The 16,543-nt window shown below is 60.6% G+C and carries 19 protein-coding genes; 3 read left to right on the top strand and 16 right to left on the bottom strand.

Annotated elements, in window-relative coordinates; genetic code table 11:
* Window positions 1-25: 25 nt before the first annotated feature.
* A complete protein-coding gene (gene glsB / locus MKS85_RS10735; protein WP_047227793.1) occupies window positions 26-934 on the bottom strand; it encodes a glutaminase B in 909 nt (302 codons plus the stop codon).
* 279 nt (window positions 935-1,213) lie between these two features.
* Here glsB and MKS85_RS10730 point away from each other — a divergent pair, with 279 nt between their 5' ends.
* Complete coding sequence (locus tag MKS85_RS10730) at window positions 1,214-1,408, top strand: hypothetical protein (RefSeq protein WP_047227792.1); 195 nt, start codon at window positions 1,214-1,216, stop codon at window positions 1,406-1,408.
* A gap of 8 nt (window positions 1,409-1,416) precedes the next feature.
* On the opposite strand, the gene MKS85_RS10725 is transcribed toward MKS85_RS10730, so the two are convergent.
* The 5 genes from MKS85_RS10725 to MKS85_RS10705 form a co-directional block, all read right to left on the bottom strand.
* The gene (locus tag MKS85_RS10725; RefSeq protein ID WP_107322636.1) at window positions 1,417-2,436 is read right to left on the bottom strand and encodes a hypothetical protein; all 1,020 of its coding nucleotides are present in this window, start codon (window positions 2,434-2,436) and stop codon (window positions 1,417-1,419) included.
* Window positions 2,437-2,630: 194 nt separating this feature from the next.
* A complete protein-coding gene (locus tag MKS85_RS10720) occupies window positions 2,631-3,278 on the bottom strand; it encodes an amino acid ABC transporter permease (protein WP_188251043.1) in 648 nt (215 codons plus the stop codon).
* A 1-nt stretch (window position 3,279) separates the two neighbouring features.
* Window positions 3,280-3,960 (bottom strand): amino acid ABC transporter permease, encoded by a 681-nt coding sequence (locus tag MKS85_RS10715; RefSeq protein WP_310662829.1) that lies wholly within the window; start codon window positions 3,958-3,960, stop codon window positions 3,280-3,282.
* Window positions 3,961-3,963: 3 nt separating this feature from the next.
* Window positions 3,964-4,740 carry an amino acid ABC transporter ATP-binding protein gene (locus MKS85_RS10710; protein WP_223194371.1) on the bottom strand — a complete coding sequence of 259 codons (777 nt, stop codon included), beginning with the start codon at window positions 4,738-4,740 and terminating at the stop codon, window positions 3,964-3,966.
* Between the two features lie 54 nt (window positions 4,741-4,794).
* Window positions 4,795-5,760 (bottom strand): ABC transporter substrate-binding protein, encoded by a 966-nt coding sequence (locus MKS85_RS10705; protein WP_188251041.1) that lies wholly within the window; start codon window positions 5,758-5,760, stop codon window positions 4,795-4,797.
* A gap of 294 nt (window positions 5,761-6,054) precedes the next feature.
* Here MKS85_RS10705 and MKS85_RS10700 point away from each other — a divergent pair, with 294 nt between their 5' ends.
* Both MKS85_RS10700 and MKS85_RS10695 read left to right on the top strand, forming a co-directional pair.
* The gene (locus MKS85_RS10700; protein ID WP_188251040.1) at window positions 6,055-7,473 is read left to right on the top strand and encodes a PLP-dependent aminotransferase family protein; all 1,419 of its coding nucleotides are present in this window, start codon (window positions 6,055-6,057) and stop codon (window positions 7,471-7,473) included.
* A gap of 6 nt (window positions 7,474-7,479) precedes the next feature.
* On the top strand, window positions 7,480-8,724 hold the full coding sequence (locus tag MKS85_RS10695; RefSeq protein WP_188251039.1) for an FAD-binding oxidoreductase: 1,245 nt from the start codon (window positions 7,480-7,482) through the stop codon (window positions 8,722-8,724).
* 74 nt (window positions 8,725-8,798) lie between these two features.
* Here MKS85_RS10695 and MKS85_RS10690 read toward each other — a convergent pair whose 3' ends face one another.
* The 10 genes from MKS85_RS10690 to MKS85_RS10645 form a co-directional block, all read right to left on the bottom strand.
* Window positions 8,799-10,205 carry a saccharopine dehydrogenase C-terminal domain-containing protein gene (locus MKS85_RS10690; protein WP_139049638.1) on the bottom strand — a complete coding sequence of 469 codons (1,407 nt, stop codon included), beginning with the start codon at window positions 10,203-10,205 and terminating at the stop codon, window positions 8,799-8,801.
* 126 nt (window positions 10,206-10,331) lie between these two features.
* Entirely contained in the window at window positions 10,332-11,132 is an 801-nt protein-coding gene (locus MKS85_RS10685) for a DUF3618 domain-containing protein (protein WP_188251038.1), read from the bottom strand.
* The gene (locus tag MKS85_RS10680) at window positions 11,129-11,560 is read right to left on the bottom strand and encodes a phage holin family protein (RefSeq protein ID WP_047227788.1); all 432 of its coding nucleotides are present in this window, start codon (window positions 11,558-11,560) and stop codon (window positions 11,129-11,131) included. The genes MKS85_RS10685 and MKS85_RS10680 overlap by 4 nt, the downstream gene beginning before the upstream one ends.
* Window positions 11,557-12,213, bottom strand: coding sequence for a hypothetical protein (locus tag MKS85_RS10675; RefSeq protein ID WP_107322635.1), 657 nt, complete (start codon window positions 12,211-12,213; stop codon window positions 11,557-11,559). Before MKS85_RS10675 ends, MKS85_RS10680 begins: the two co-directional genes overlap by 4 nt.
* Window positions 12,214-12,461: 248 nt before the next feature.
* Window positions 12,462-13,391: a ZIP family metal transporter gene (locus MKS85_RS10670; protein ID WP_047227786.1), complete on the bottom strand. Its 930-nt coding sequence runs from the start codon at window positions 13,389-13,391 to the stop codon at window positions 12,462-12,464.
* Window positions 13,392-13,500: 109 nt separating this feature from the next.
* Window positions 13,501-14,382 carry a manganese catalase family protein gene (locus MKS85_RS10665; protein ID WP_047227785.1) on the bottom strand — a complete coding sequence of 294 codons (882 nt, stop codon included), beginning with the start codon at window positions 14,380-14,382 and terminating at the stop codon, window positions 13,501-13,503.
* 331 nt (window positions 14,383-14,713) lie between these two features.
* Entirely contained in the window at window positions 14,714-15,028 is a 315-nt protein-coding gene (locus tag MKS85_RS10660; protein WP_047227784.1) for a general stress protein, read from the bottom strand.
* A gap of 291 nt (window positions 15,029-15,319) precedes the next feature.
* A complete protein-coding gene (locus MKS85_RS10655) occupies window positions 15,320-15,514 on the bottom strand; it encodes a metallothionein (RefSeq protein ID WP_188251037.1) in 195 nt (64 codons plus the stop codon).
* A 41-nt stretch (window positions 15,515-15,555) separates the two neighbouring features.
* Window positions 15,556-15,819, bottom strand: a complete 264-nt coding sequence (locus MKS85_RS10650; RefSeq protein ID WP_047227782.1) for a hypothetical protein — start codon at window positions 15,817-15,819, stop codon at window positions 15,556-15,558.
* A 61-nt stretch (window positions 15,820-15,880) separates the two neighbouring features.
* On the bottom strand, window positions 15,881-16,390 hold the full coding sequence (locus MKS85_RS10645; RefSeq protein ID WP_139049636.1) for a ferritin-like domain-containing protein: 510 nt from the start codon (window positions 16,388-16,390) through the stop codon (window positions 15,881-15,883).
* Window positions 16,391-16,543: the final 153 nt, after the last annotated feature.

Raw genomic sequence — 16,543 nt, 5'->3', positions numbered from 1 at the left:
TTGGAACGGGCCCTTTTTTTGGGCGTTAGAACACCGACCAGCCGATTCGTTGGCTGAGCAATTCCAGCGCCGCCATGCCTGCCAGGGAATTGCCCGCCACATTGAGTTCCGGCGACCAGACGCACACCGTGAAACGCCCCGGCACCACGGCAACAATCCCGCCGCCCACCCCGCTCTTGCCCGGCAGGCCAACGCGATAGGCAAAATTGCCGGCTTCATCGTACAGCCCGCTGGTGGCCATGATGGAGTTGACCTGCTGGGTCTGGCGGGCGCTCAGGATCTGTTCGCCACTGTGCTTGCAGAAGCCGTCGTTGGCCAGGAAGCAGAACGCCCGGGCCAGATCGATGCAGCTCATGCGCAACGCGCAGTGACTGAAATAGCTGCGCAGCACCGCTTCCACGTCGTTATGAAAATTACCGAAGGACTGCATCAGGTAGGCCATCGCCGCATTGCGGGCGCGGTGCTGGTATTCCGACTCAGCGACCTTGCCGTCCACCATGACTTGTGGATTGCCCGACAGGCGCCGTACAAAATCACGCATCGAAAGAGCTGGTGCGGCAAAACGCGACTGATTGATGTCGCAGATCACCAAGGCGCCGGCGTTGATGAACGGGTTGCGCGGCCGACCGCGTTCAAATTCCAGCTGCACCAGAGAATTGAAGGGCTGGCCGGAGGGCTCATGGCCCAAACGCTCCCAGATTGCCTCGCCGGAATGGCCGATGGCCTGCACCAGGCTGAAAACCTTGGAAATACTCTGCACCGAAAACGGCGTTTCAGCGTCACCTGAGCAATACATTTCGCCATCGTTGCCGTAGACGGCAATGCCCAACTGGTTGGCCGCAACGGTGCCAAGGGCGGGAATGTAGTCGGCCACCTTGCCCTGACCGATCAGGGGGCGAACCGCATCGAGGATCTCGTTCAACAATGCTTGCATATGCGCATGGGTCCAATCATTCCCCGTTCGAGTGCGGGGATACAGACGCTAGACGCTGATGGGTGCGATCAGAGCACACTCAATAGACCAGCAACATCTGTTGCGAGGCGATCCGTGGGAGCAAAGCTTGCTCGCGATCAAACTCACGCGGTCTGTCTGGAACCGAATCGCCTGCTTCGCGGGCAAGCCTTGCTCGCACAGAATTCAAGAGATTTCACGGGCGCTTGTCATCCAATCGAGCGGTCTATAGTTGAAGGGATCAATCGGCAGGAGACCTCGATGCGACAGATCATGCAGAAGGAACCCTGGTGGGCCTCGCCCCCCAGACCCGGTCAAGATGAAAGTGAGCTGGAATGGGGCTGGCTGGTGATCTACAGCGAAGGAGAGCCGCGCTTCGAATTCATCAAGGAGCGGCCCTCGGACGAACAGATCCGTCATCGCAAGGGTTGCCGCGTCACCCTCGGGGCAGAATGAACCGTCCATCACGGTTTGATGGCTGGCAACTCCACCGCGCGATTGGCCAGGTCCGCCGCCACCAGGCTGCCTTCGATTTCCTCGGCCAGGTAGTATACCGGTGCCATCACCCCGCTGAGGGGATGCTTGAGCGACTGGAACCAGGCTTCGTCGAACGCTGCGCTGAGGCTCTTGCGGATTTGAGTCTCCATTTCCGGACGCTCGCCCTCATGAATGATCGCGCGAATCCCCGCCACGCCAACTGAGATCAACGCCCCCGCCGCTTTCCCGGCCACGGCTGCCGCCGCCCCGGCCGCACCTCGCGTGGCGAATTGCGCTTCGATTTTTTCACTGGTGCGTTGTGCCACCGTGGCGATCACCGCATCCGATGGCCCCGAACCTGTCACGGCGGCTTTGTTGACGTGGTCGATCAGCGCGGCGTACGCCGGCAATGTATTGAGGGGCTCGGTATGCGCCATCTCATACAACGAGGCGTTACGCGCCGCTGGCGGCCCCAGGCTGATGGCAGGAATGCCGTGCAGGCGCCGACTCATCAGCTCCGGCGGGATTCGGTGCTGGCGGGCAATCACTTGGACCTGTTGATTGAGCAGGCGCACGTAGTAGCCCGTCGCGTTGGCCCTGATCGCCTCGGGGTCGATTTCCACCGCCACAGGTGCCAGCACCTGCTCGCGGTACTGCTCTTGCAGATAAACCGCCAGACGTCTGGCCGCGGAGTCCTCTTCGCCTTCGGCACTGGCGGCATACCAACTGACCTTCACCGCCAGCCATTCCTGGGTCCAGTAGCTGCTGAACCAGGGGATGAATTGAATCTCGGTCCGTTCATACACGAGCCGGCGCCAATGCTCCATCGAACCACGAGCGTAGAGACCGGCCTGTTCGATAGCGCTTTTCGACGCGGCGACGATCTGCCGGTCAACCTGCCGCCAGGTATCCTGGGAAACCGCCACGGTGGCGACCTGCTGCTCGCGCGGCGACGTGGCGCACCCCGCCAGAACCAACAAAACGGCCAGCATCAGTGAACGCAGCACGATTGCGCCATCCCGAGGTCAAGTCATCCACGGGGTTGAGTATAGGTCGCGAGGAACACGGGCCTGGAGGAAAAACACAAACCAATGTGGGAGCGAGCCTGCTCGCGAAAGCGGTGTATCAGCAACAGGGATATCGACTGATACGCCGCCATCGCGAGCAGACTCGCTCCCACAAGGATCTGCGTGAAGGGTGATCAGTATTTACGCCGCCGCTCCAACCTGCGCACAACCATCGACAGCGGATAACACATGGCAAAATACATCGCCCCCACCAACACGTAGGTCTCCAGCGGCATGAAATACACAGAACTCAGATCCTGCGCCCGTAGCATCAGGTCCGGCGCGGCGATCAGCGAGGCCACGGAGGTATCCTTGAGCAAGGAGATCGCCACATTGCCAATGGGCGCCAGCACAATGCGAATCGCCTGGGGCAACACGACCCAACGCAGCACCTGAGGCCGCGGCATGCCGATGGCCTTCGCCGCCTCGACCTGGCCCTTGGGCACAGCCTCCAGGCCCGAGCGATAGATCTCCGACAGGTACGCCGCTGCATTGAGCCCCAAGCCGATCATCGCCGCCTGGAACGAGCTGAACTGCACGCCTACCGCCGTCAGGCTGAAATAAACGATAAACAGCTGCACCAACGCCGGCGTCCCACGAAAGATCTCGATGTAGAACAGTGCGCATCGGCGCAACGCCCTTGAGCCGGACAATCGCGCCAAAGCCACCAGCAAACCGACCGCCAGGCCGATCACCAGCGCGCCAAAGGCCAGCCGCAACGTGGCCCAGGCCGCTTGCAGCAATTCGACGTGGGTGGCTTCCCACAACTCGCCATATCCCATCTCAGCGCTCCTTGATCACAGTGAGGCGCCGCTCGGTGCGCGCCGCCCAGTGGGACAGCACCAGGCTCAACACCAGGTAAATGATGGCCAGCAGGAAATAAATCAGGTTGGTCTGGTAGGTCTCGCTCACCAGCATCTTGGCCTTGAACGTCAGCTCCGGCACGGCAGCGGCCGAAGCCAGCGAGGTGTCCTTGAGCAGGCCGATGGCGAAGTTCGCCATGCCTGGAATCGAGACTTTCAAGGCCTGGGGCAACACGATCATGCGCATCGCCAGGGCCCGGGTCATGCCGATGGAGAACGCCGCTTCGCTTTGCCCGCGATCAACGTTGAGGATGCTGGAACGGAACACCTCCGAGAGCATCGCTGCCCCATTGAGACCGAACCCGATGATCGCCGCACCGATGGCCGGCAAGGTGATGCCGATGTACGTCAGGCCGAAATAGAGGATGAAGAGCTGGGTCAGGATCGGGATATTGCGGAACACCTCCAGATAAACGCTGGCCACCCACTGCAGGACTCGGTTGCGCGACAGGCGCATCAACGCCAGGCCGAACCCCAGCAGCGCCGCGACGATAAAGGACGCTGCCGTCAGGCCCAGGGTGGTCAGTGCGCCGATGCCCAGCACTTCGAGAAAATAAGGCAGCAGGTCGAGGGACTTGCTCAGCTCGCTTGAATCGAACATCGATCAATGCTCCTGAACAGCGCTGATAAAGGCGCGCGTACGCTCCACCTGGCTTTCCCGGAATATCTGGCGGGGCGGTCCCTGCTCGACGATATTGCCGTCGGCCATGAAAATCACCTGATCGGACACGCTTTCGGCAAAGCGCATTTCGTGGGTCACGATGATCATGGTCATGCCCTCCTCGGCCAGCTTGCGCATCACCGTCAACACTTCACCCACCAGCTCCGGGTCGAGCGCCGAAGTGGCCTCGTCGAACAGCATCAGCTTGGGGCGCATCGCCAGGGCGCGGGCGATGGCGATGCGTTGTTGCTGGCCGCCGGAGAGCTGGTCCGGGTAAGCGTCGCGCTTGGCAAACATGCCGACCTTGTTCAACAGGTCCTCGGCCAGTTCCACCGCTTCCTGGCGGTTGCGTTGCTGTACCTTCAACGGCCCGAGGATGATGTTGTCCAGCACGCTGAGGTGCGGGAACAGATTGAAACGCTGGAACACCATGCCGATGTTGGCGCGCATCCGGGCCAGGTCCCTGTCACCCATGGGCACCGTGCGTTCACCCACTTTGCGCTGGCCAATCAGCGCATTGTCGATGTAGATGCTGCCCCGGGTCGGTTCTTCCAGGTAGTTGATACAGCGCAACAGCGTGGTCTTGCCCGAACCGCTGGGCCCGATCAGAGAGATTTTCTGCCCCTGTTGCACCTGCAGGTCGATGCCTTTCAAGACGTCCAGCCGGCCGAAGGACTTGTGAAGACCCTCGACCCGCACCAGTGGATGAGATTCAGCCATGAGCAATGTCCGCAAGTAGATGACACAAAACGTGAGCGCAGCCGCCAAGGTGTATCAGGCAAAAACCTGGCTGAAATCCCGGGGCGTGTGCTTGAACGGGCCGATGAGGTTGCCCTGTTCGTCGCGGTCCACGCCGACGCGCTGGTCCTTGGGCAGCGGCACCAGATAGTCGGGATTCTTGATGCCATACCGGGCCAGGACCGGGCCGATCTGACCGGTGTCGCGCAACCAGCGCAGCCCTTGGTTCACGCCATCGAACAGGTCCTGATTCTGCGGATGAATACCCCAGATCGCCTCGAACTTGGCGGTCAGGCTGGGGAATTTTTCATCGTAGGCCATGGGCACTTGCTTGAGCTTGAGGCTGGGGTCCTGCAGGATCATGTAGTCGATGGTGGGGGCGTCGAGCACGGCAAAATCCAGCCGTCCGGCGCGCACGTCGCGCAGGCAGGCGTCGGTGTTGTCGTAGAGCTTCACCTCTTTCACGCCATCGATTCGCTTCATATCGGGGATGGTGAAATAACCGGTGTTGCTGCCCACCGTGCGGCCCTTCATGTCATTGACACTGATGCTGCTCTGGAACGGCTCGCTGTCACGCATGATCACGTACGCGCCGGTGTAGAACACCGCGTCGGTGAGCAGCAGGATCTTGGAACGCATCGGGTTCCAGGCGAAGTTGCCGCCGAACCAGTCGGCGCGCCCCGAACGCACGGCTTCGATCACTGCCGGGAAGCCCATGGTGAGCACGTCGAGCTTGAGCTCAAGACGGTCGGCGATGATCTTCAGCAACTCCAGGTCAGTGCCCACCGGCACACCGTCGCGCAGAGCCCCCAAGGGCATGTCCCCCAGGCAGGCGGCGGTCAGGTAGCCGGGGCGAATGGTCTTGATCGGTTGCCCGGCCGCGAAGGCGAACGGCACCGGCCCCAGGGCCGAACCAGCAATGGCGGCGAGTGAACCGTAGCCAGCGACTTTGAGCACCGAACGCCGAGAAATACCAGGGACATCGAATTTGGAATCGGACATAGCTTCACCTATTGGCAACTGATTGTTTTTGACCGGTACAAGCCATACACACTCAACCACGACCTTGCTCTGTCCCTGAGCCCCTCCCTGCCTCGACGTCCATGCAGCGCTGGTGCAGATCAACGGTTTGAAGAATGGATCATCCACTTGTCATGCTTAGGTGCATGACAAGCATTACAATTCACACACTAATCACGCTATTTTGGCTTGTCAATGGCCTTTTTATCGGATAAAAAGCATGACAAGTCAGCTTTAAGGCGCACAAAAAAGCATGACAACCAGGATTAAGGGCCCATGAGTCAATTTGAAAAACTGCTGAAGGAACTGAAAAACCACGCCAGCCTGCATCGGGAAAAGTCCGAGACGCTGTACGCGCAGCTGGCCGACTCGCTGACCCATGCAATCCTTCACGGTCAGTTGAAACCAGGTGATCGGCTGCCACCCCATCGTGAATTCGCCAGCGCCTTGGGGGTGAACATCACCACGGTGACCCGAGCCATGGCGGTGCTGCAGCAAAAGGGCCTGGTGGAAAGCCGGCCCGGCCGCGGCACGCAAGTGGCGCAAGGCCGTCATCCGGCGGCGCAGTTCCAGTCCGCTCCCAGCAACGATCCCGGCACCGCCGACTTGAGCGTCAACCGCCCTGCCACGGACGGCTACAACCGGGTACTCTCCCAGTTGTTGCCGCGCCTGGCCGACGACCCGCGCTTTGTCGACATGAAGGATTACCATCCCAGCGAGGGACCGCTCTGGGCCCGGCAGGCCATTGCGCAATGGTTGCAGCACACCGGCGTCCAGGCCCAGGCTGAACACATACTGATCGCCGAGGGCGCGCAACACGGCATTGCCCACACCCTGCGCAGCCTCACCAGCAGTGGCGACACGGTGCTAGCCGACAACATCACCTACCAGGGCATCAACGGGTTGTGCCGTACCCTCGGCCTGAATCTATTGGGGGTCGATGCCGATGCGCGAGGCATGTGTCCCGAAGCCTTGCGCCAAGCCTGCGCCGAGCATCAGCCGCGGTTGCTGTTTCTGATACCGTCGATTCACAACCCCACGGCAATCACCCTCGACGCCGAGCGTCGCGAAGCCCTGGCGGCCGTCATCCGCCAGACCGATGTGCTGGTGATCGAGGATGATGTCTACAGGCCGTTGCTGGAGCAGTCGCCCCTGCCCTTCGCTGCCTTGCTGCCCGAACAAACGATTTATATCAGCGCCTTGTCCAAATGCATCGCCCCCGGCTTGCGCATGGGCTTTGTCATGGCCCCGCCTGCGCTGCTGCAAGGCATCGCGGCCATGCAACGCATCGACTGCTGGAGCAACTCGCCGCTGACCGCGCTGATCGCCACACGACTGATCGAGGAAGGCCTGGCCGAGCAACTGGTCTCGGAACAGCGCGAAGAACTGCGCATTCGCCAGGCCTTGCTGGCCACGCATCTGCAAGGCCTGGCGTTTCAGCACAGCGCCACCGGCACCCACGCCTGGCTGCTGCTGCCCGAACCCTGGAACAGCTCACGCTTCGCCCGCCTCTGCCAGGAGCAGGGCGTGGTGCTGCTGCCGGGCGGGGCATTTACCCTCAGCCCGGAACTGTCACCACAAGCGGTGCGCATCAACATCTCGGCGGCATTGTCCCGTGAGCAACTGGTCAAGGCCCTGACCGTGATCAGCCAATTGGCGCGCCAGGGTCACCTTCACATGCACAACCGGATCTGAGCCCTGATGACACAGCCCATTCATTGCGAAATCGCCGTTATCGGTGCCGGTGTGGTTGGCGTGGCCACGGCGCTCTGGTTACGCCGCCAGGGTTATCGAGTGGTGGTGCTGGAGCGCGACGGCATTGCCGCCGGCGCCTCGTATGGCAACGCCGGGACGTTGGCGCCGTACGGGGTGATGCCAATCGCCCAGCCTGCGTTGCTGCGAGCCATTCCATCCCTGCTGTTTTCCAGTGATTCGCCCTTCGTAATCAACTGGGCCCGACTGCCGCGCCTGATGCCGTGGCTGCTGCGCTTTCTCAATGAATGTCGGGTCTCGCGCTGCACCGCAAACACCCAGGCGCTGGCGACGATCCTGCAACGTACTTACAGCGGGTATGAGCCATTGCTGGCTGACACGCCGCTCGCCAGGCAAGGCTTGCAGCACCGGGGCTGCCTGTATACCTACGGCACCCGTCAAGGGTTCGCCGCCGCGCAAGCTGCCATCGAACTGCGGCGTTCGCTGGGCATTGCCCAGCAGGTGTTGAGCGTCGCTGAAATCGAACAACTCGAACCGGCGCTGGCGGGCCAGTCAGTGGCCGGGCTCTTGTTTCCCGAATCATCCCACATGGACGATCCGAAGCGGTTTATCGAAACCCTGGCCGCGCCGCTGGTGGCCGAGGGAGCGCTGCGCAAGGCGACGATTACCGGAATAAAACGCAAAGCCAACGGGCTTCATCTGCACAGCGCCGAGGGCCAGCACTACCAGGCCGACCGGGTGGTACTGTGCGCTGGGGCCTGGTCCGGTGCACTGGCGGCACAGATGGGCGATCGCATTCCACTGGACACCGAACGGGGCTATCACATCGAATTCGATCTACCAGACACCCTGCTCAATCGCCCTTGCTGCCCGGTGGAAAGTGCTTTCTACATGACGCCCATGGCCGGACGCCTGCGCGTAGCCGGCACGGTGGAACTGGGTTCGATCCACGACCCGGCCAATCCTCGCCGCTTCGATTATCTGGAGCAGCATGTGCGCCGCGTGCTTGGCCTTAAGGAACCGGTTGCCCGCCGCTGGCTGGGTTTTCGTCCATCGCTACCCGACTCGCTGCCAGTCATCGGTCCCTCACCACACGAGCCCCGACTGATCTACGCCTTCGGCCATCAACACCTGGGCCTGACCCTTGCCGGAGCGACCGGACAACTGGTCACCGAGTGCATCGCCGGCACCGCCCCCGACTGGCTCGAGCGGTTTTCCGTGCAACGCTTCTGAAGCCTGCCGTTTTGTGTAGCGAGGACGATGCCGATTTTGTGCTTAGGCGGCTGCGTTCGCGGTTGGCGGCTCGCTCAAAACCGCGTGAAATGCTCGAACTGCCAATCATCCGCCGCCCCGTCCAGGGAACACGTGTGCACCGCGCCGGTCGGTCTCCAGTCGGTCTGCTTGCCCACCAAGGTACCGAGGTAAGGCCTGGCCACTTCCAGCACACGTTCGTAGTCCATGTGCTCTGGCTCGACGATGCCGCGATCCGGGTTTTCCACCGCCCAGACAATCCCCGACAAAACCCCCGCCGCCACTTGCAAACTGGTGGCATTGTTGAAGGGCAAGAGCGCCCGGGCTTCATCGATGGTCAATACCGAGCCGAACCAGTAGGCATTGAGTTCATGCCCCATCAGCAAGACGCCCAGCGCATCGGCTCCGATGCTGTCGATTTCACCGTTGAGAATCCGTTGCTGCTGTTGGCTCTGCCAGCCTCGACCAATCAACTCATGGATCGACAGCAAAGCATCGTTGCACGGGTGATAGGCGTAATGCAGTGTGGGGCGATAGATCAGTTTCTGCTGGTCCTTGAGTGTTAGCAGATCCGCTGTAGAGGCGGTTTCGTGATGGGTGATCATCAGCCCCAGGCACGGCCCGCCCAACGGTGTCCAGGTCTTGACCGGCACAGTGGCGCTCGGGCGCTCGAGGTAGATGGCATTGCGACTGCCGAAGCGGTGGCGCCTGGCAGACGTTGGCCAGGTGCGCTCGTGGGTGCCCCAGCCCAACTCGGCCGGTTGGTGGCCCTCGCTGATCAAGCCTTCCACCGACCACGTATTGACGAACTCATCGTCCTGCTTGAGGCGGCTGGAGCGCTGAGTGTCGCGCTCGGCAAAATGAATCACCTTGATGCCGGTCTCCATGCACAGCCTGGCCCAGTCCACGCCTTCGCGGTTCTGTGGCAAGCGATGGTTCAATTGCACGGCCAGTTCCACCAGGCCAGCCTTGAGCAGATGAGTGATCAAACCGGGGTTGGCGCCATGGGCCACGACGGCGGTCGGGCCATGGCCCAGTTTTTTGCGCAGGCCCAGCATCTGGTAGCGCAACGCGTAATTGGTGCGATGCGATAAATCCAATGAAGGGTCATCGTAGCCGCCGGCCCAAGGCTCAATGCAGGTATCCAGGTACAGCGCGCCCTTGCCGAAGGCATAAGTCATCAGGGCCAGCGAACTGACTTCCACCGACAGGTTGACGATGAAGTCGCCAGGTTTGATGAAGCGGTCCAGGGTCTGCGTGAAGGTGTGTTCAGTCAGCGCTTTGCGGACAAAGCAAATGCCCCGCTCCTTGAACCAGATATTTTTCTCGATCACGGGCGCAATGACCGTGATCTGATTGACCGGGACGTGATCCTGCCGCAACAGCAGCGGCAGCGTGGCCCGGGTAATGGAGCCAAATCCGATGAAGATCAGATGGCCCGAAAACCTGACCCGGTGCTTCATGTGCAGTCTCCCCGGAACGTTGACGATGGAGCCATGAAATACCGGTCACCGGACTTTGGCTACTGTCAGGCTCGACAGGCACCCGGCGCAGGCGTTGCCGGCCCTGCGCCGTGGACCGCGTTCAACTTAAGACGTGCCCAGCCCCTCAGACAGGTCCGTACCGGAACGCGCCTGAGCACGCGGTGAAGTTTCGTCACGATGCTCGGTGGTCTTGCTCACGCTATCGCGCACCGTTGCATACCCCTCGCGTGCCGCTTGCCTGGCCTTGTCGGCCAGATCGGCGCTGGTCTTGCCCATCACCCGCTGCTCAGTGGCAGTACTGGGCAGTGCGGCGCCGAGCATGGCGCCCAGCGCGATTCCCGCGGCCGCCATCATCAACGGTTGCTCCTTGAGCAGACGGCTGAATTGATCACCCAGGTCCTGCGAGCCATGGGCCACGCGCTCACCCGTCTCGTGAGCTTTGCTCCGGGCATGGCTGGCGCTGGCGCCCAAACCGTCGGCCAGATACGAAGCCTTGTCCTTGAGATGATGAAACCCGTCGCGCAACGAGTCGGTGGTGCTGTGCAGATGCTCCTTGGCACTGTCCAGGCCACCGGCAAGCCCTTCGCTCCAGCCGCTGGCATCCTGGTCCGGCCCGACGCGATAACCGACCCGTGGCGGACGGTTCTGACCCAGCATCAGCCAGCACAGCCCCACGGTGGTCAGCACGGTGGGCACTGGGTTGTTGCGCACGGTGGTACCCAGGTTGCCAAAAAACTGCGACCCGTTGCCTTTGGCCAGGGTCAGCGCCTGGTCGAGCATCTGCCCCGGCGTGAACTTGCTGCCCAGGGCGTCGACGATATGGCTGATGTGGGCCCGTTGCTCGTCGATCTCGCGCTCGATGGTTTCCGGGCTCTTCTGGGATTCGGTTTTGAATTCATCCTTCATGAGACTTTCCTCCGCAGGGCTTCCTGGTCTTTGTTCAACGCATCGAGCGTTCGCTCAGGCTTGAAGTGGGACGGTTCGAATTGCTTCTTGCCCGACTGCACCATGATGAAACCAATGATCATGACCACTGCGCCGACGATCAACGCCGCGAGCCAGGGCTGCATGATCGTGCTCAAGCCATAGACCACCGCCATCAGCAAGATGATAAAACCGGCCAGCAGCACCATCGCGCCACCGGCCACCCCGGCGATACCCGCTTTCAAAGTGTTCAGGCTCGCTTGGAATTCGGCCTTGGCCAGTGCCAGCTCCTTGGTAAAAAGCGAGGGGACTTCGTGGGTCAATTGCTTTAACAGCCCCATCACCGACGCATCGTGATCGGGCACCGACGTCCCGACGGGACGCTGAATATCTGGGTCTGGTCGGTTCATTGCAATTCTCCTCGGGTATTGGCCGAACCGGGCAACGAGCCGGTAGTGGCATCACTGGGCTGGTCCTGGGTGCCGGACGCAGCGGGAGTGCTGGCGGTGGCGTGGCCGCCGGCAGAATTGACGCCCGGTGCGATAGGATCCGGGTTCGGATCAAAGGGTCCACGGGCGGCAAATCCTCCGCTTGGCGGGCTTGAGTGGCCGGCGGCGGGATCGACTACTTCGGCCGGGACAGGCGAGCTGCCGGCCTTCAGAAACCGCGACAGGCCAAACCCCACCGCTACGCTGCCGACCAGGAACAGACCCGGGTTTTCCCGAGCCAGTCGAGAACCATCGTGCAGCAATTGCTCGGCGCTCATGTGGCGTAATTTGCTGGACAGGCCGCTCATCGAATCGGCCATGTCTGCCAGATAGTGGGACAGGCCCAGGGTGTCGTTGGCTTCGATTTCCGACACGGCTGACTTGGCACCACGCGCCAGTGCATCGATCTGATCCGCTGCCGTATCGCGGTATTGGCCGAAATGCGCATCGGCCTGCTCACGAGCGCTGCCTATGGCCTCGCTCACGTCCTCCTTGATGTGGTTCAGGTGATCCTCGGGCCGGGCCTGGCCCGACGTGCCGTTTTCTCGCTCGGGGTTGTTGTCCGGGATAGTCATGTCTGCCCATCGCCTCCGTGATGAATACTCGATACCGGGAAGCCCCGAGGGGTGCCCGACTACGTGCCTCTCAGTACAGATGACGGAGCAGGTTGAGGCGTAGTTCAAACGAGTTTCACTGCGGGACGCCGTGCGGTATCACAGGCCGCTGGTTTGTCTGCGGGCACAAAAAATCGGGCCCTGGCGCATTCGCCAGGCCCGATTTCGATCCTGCTGATACCCTTCGTGGTTCAGTGCTCGACGGCCTGCTAACCCAGTGCCGTGTCGAGGAACATCATCACCGCAAACCCCATCATCAACCCCAGCGTGGCTGGCGTTTCGTGGCCGTTGCGGTGGGTTTCCGGAATCACTTCGTGGGACACCACGAAGATCATGGCCCCCGCCGCCAGCCCCAGGCTAATGGGATACGCCACGGCCACGCCCGAAGACATGCCCAGCCCGATCACCGCGCCCAGTGGCTCCATCAGCCCCGAGCCCACCGCGATCAGCGCGGCACGCAGCGCACTGATCCCGGTGACTCGCAGCGCCATGGCGATGGCAAGCCCTTCGGGGATGTCCTGGATCGCAATGGCAGTGGTCAGGGGCATGCCGACCCGCAGATCACCGTTAGCAAAACTGACGCCGATGGCCATGCCCTCGGGCAAATTGTGCAAGGTGATGGCGAGCACGAACAACCAGACACGGTTGATGCGTTCCGATTGCGGACCGCGCCGGCCACTCACTTCATGTTCGTGGGGCACGAAACGGTCAAGGCCGATCATCAGGAGCACGCCCAGACCCAGGCCGACCACAACGACAAACGCGGCGAGCAGTTGATTGCCCACGATACTTTGTGCCGCTTCGATACCCGGCAGGATCAGCGAAAACGAACTGGCGGCGAGCATCATGCCCGCGGCAAAACCGAGCATGATGTCCTGGGTCCGCGAGGAGATATCACGCAGCACCACCGCCATCAACGCGCCCAGGGCCGTGGCGGCGAAACCGGCGGTGCCACCCAGAACGGCATAGCCCAGGTTGTGCCGATCGGCCCCCACCAATGCGTTGTAGCCGCTGTAGAGCAACAACGCGGCGATCACCGCCAGCCCCAGCCAGAAGCTCACCCCCAGCAGCAGGTTGTTTTGCACAGGATCCAACCAGGTACGCCAGGGCGATCGGATCCGGGAGGTGGGCTGGTCCATCGAATATCCTTACTGGTTTTGCGCCAGGTCATGTCTGATCGTTCCCCCAACGAGGGGTCCGCTCAAACGCAATTTTCAGGCGAAGGAGCCAGGCCCCCTCGCCGGTTTCCTACAGTTTGTCACCTTGCATCCCTGAACCCAAGTCGGCACCTGTCATGGGGTCGCTTTCCGGGTTGGACATGGTCCGCGCCTTCATGTCCATCAGCAGCGCTTCGTCTTTCTTGCTCAGTTGCACACTCGCCAGACCATCGCCGCCATCCACCGCCGGCGTTGGGTTCTCGACGAATTCCCACTCATCGCCCTGGTTCCATGGGCCACGCACCGAAGGCTCGCCTTGGGACATGTTGAAGTACACGTTGGTGAACTCTGGCATGCCTGGCAGTTTACCTTGAGGGAAATTCGGCTGGATCGAATGCAGGGCTTTTTCAAAGGACATCTGGTGCGCGATTTCACGGGTCATCAAAAAGCCCAGCGCTTCTTTTACCCCAGGATCATCGGTGAGATTCATCAGGCGCTCATAGATGATTTTCGCCCGTGCCTCGGCGGCGATGTTGGACCGCATGTCCGCTGTCGGCTCACCTATGGTGTCGACGTAAGCGGCTGTCCAAGGTACACCGGCCGAATTGGTCAGCGGGGAACCGGCGCCATAAAGCAGGCTGGTGATGTGAGAGTCGTTGCCGGCACCGTTGATGTCCCGGTACAGCTGACCTTCCTTTTCCACACCCTCGGCCATTCGGCCCTTGGCGCCTTTATTGAGCATCACAATGATCGAGCCGATCACCTCCAGATGACTGAGCTCTTCGGTGGCAATGTCCATCAACAGATCCTTGCGGCCGGGATCATCCTCGGACAGGGCCTGGGTGAAGTAGCGCGACGCCGCCGCCAACTCGCCCTGGGCACCGCCGAACTGTTCAAGCAACAGATTAGCCAGCCCTGGGTTAGGCTCGGCGACACGTACGGTGTACTGCAGTCTTTTGTTATGTAAGAACATGATGAAACTCCTCGTTCAGGACACAAGCCAAAGGGACACTGCCGGGGGCAGGCCCACAGAAAATCTGAAGAAGTTAAACAGTTAAAATTTATCTTTTATTTAATAAACGAGACGAACGGTAATCGGTAAGGCGCACTTGCAGAAATGCCAGGTAACTGAACAACTTACACTCCCCTCACGCTTGAAGACATTCCTTGCCGCGATCCCGTTGTATATAAATCCGACAGGCCCCATGCGATTAACACAGGGCCCGTAACGTCATTGAGTATTCAGAGTTGCGCCCATGATCCTGGCTGTTTCCAGGGCCTTTTTGACTTGTTTCGGAAACTGTCTAGCGGTCGCTGGTAACGTTGTCGCCGGATGCCTGACCGCCCTTTCGACCGGCCTCGGAGGCCCGCTCAGGGTCTTTGGCAAAATTGCCACCCGAGGCTTGGCCACCTTTTCGGCCGGCGGCGGCGGCTCGTTCCGGGTCATTGGCAAAATTGCCGCCCGAAGCTTGCCCCCCCTTGCGCCCGGCCTCGGATGCGCGCTGCGGATCATTCGCGAAGTTACCACCTGACACGTGGCCGCCCTTCTTCCCCGCTTGCGATGCCTTTTCACGATCGTTAGCGAAATTGCCAGGATTCTTATTTCCTGTGTTAGCCATTTCATTCACCTCGTTAGTTGATGTTGCGAACCTGCTGACTCCTAACAATCTGAAAGTCTGGCGCCGACAAGGTTTTAAACACATCTTGAAAACAGCGACGAACGGCTCATGCAATCCCACACTCTCACTGCGGCGTCGAGTTACAACGGCCTTTCAAAGAAATGACGCCCAATAATGAATTCAACTACTCAACTTGAGCGATACCCATCGTTAGCGGGCCGCAATCTCGGTTTATATTCAGGATGAAATGGGATAGCTGGGCGCAAAGGTGTCCTCCAGCGCTTCATTCCGTTAATTGCCATCCATGTCTGGCCCGCCATTCTTGCCGCTGCGTTCGCAATGGCAATCCGGTGCCGGATAAGGTTCACCGTTTGGATGTTGGTCGGCGCAGGCTTGACTGCAATAGGCCTCGCCATCGCGATTGAACACCTGTTGCGGGTCCACATCGCATTGGCAATCGGGGCAACCGCACTTTAACTCGCTCATGTTCGTTCTCCTGGGTTCCGGGTTTAAAGCTGTCGTCAGGATCACACCAGCAATTGAACCTCAAGGTTCGCCGCCGCAACGCCATGGTTCGCCACATAAACCTCGGCGGTCCAGCCTTTGGTCAGGTTGCGATAAGACTGGGTGCCCAAGGCCTTGCCACTGTCCCACTCCATGACGTCACCAATATCGATGTCATTGGCGGAATCGAGCTCAAGGACTGTGTGGTTGTCTTCTTCCTCGACGTACACACCGACCATTGCTCTCTGTCGATTGATGGCCCGTACTTCACCGGTGGTCTGTTTCATACGCCTCCTCTCTCGGCGCGTTAAAAGCGACCGACACACCTGGCCGGCCGCTTTTTCACGCTCAGCGTTTGGCTTCGGTGTGCGGGTTGGCCGAACGCTCCAGAAACGCTTGGGTGATCTGCGGCAGGTGCTCGCGCAGCCACTCGGCCATGGCGACTTCCTGCGGCAGGATCTGTTCGCAAGCCCTCTGTGTTTCCATATCGCCGGCCACTTTTGCAGCTTCAATGAGTACCGTGTAGGAGGCGATTTCAAGGTTCTCGAACACGTAGCCACTCATGGCCCCTTTCACCACTTCATCGCTCATCGTCATACCGCCCACCGCCTGACCGAAGGCCATGAGTTTGCCGGCCATGTCCTTGAGCATTGAAGTGCTGCCACCCAGGCGCTGGATGCATTGTTCCACCAGTTTTTGTTGCCCGAGGGTCTCCTGCAGGTGCTCCTCAATCCGGGCCTTGAGCTGCGGATAGTGTTCCAGGCGCTCGGCCTGGGCCTTGAGCATTTTTTCCGCCTGCTGTTCCATGGCATGGGCGTCGTTGAGCCAATCCAACAGGTTCTCTTTAGGCGTAGCCATTTGCTTCTCCTTAGCCAGGGTCGTCACTGCCTTGCAGCGCGACAGTTTTGAAGTGCCGTCAAGAGGTGGATGTCGCGCAACCGGGGAAAGTTTGAAGAAACAACAACGCAGTGCGACGAAAGGCATTCCGACCGCCCTCTCGACGAACCACGG

It is taken from the genome of Pseudomonas sp. JL2, from assembly GCF_031570495.1.
Classification (GTDB): Bacteria; Pseudomonadota; Gammaproteobacteria; order Pseudomonadales; family Pseudomonadaceae; genus Aquipseudomonas; species Aquipseudomonas rhizophila.
This window is presented reverse-complemented; position numbering and strand designations above follow the sequence as displayed.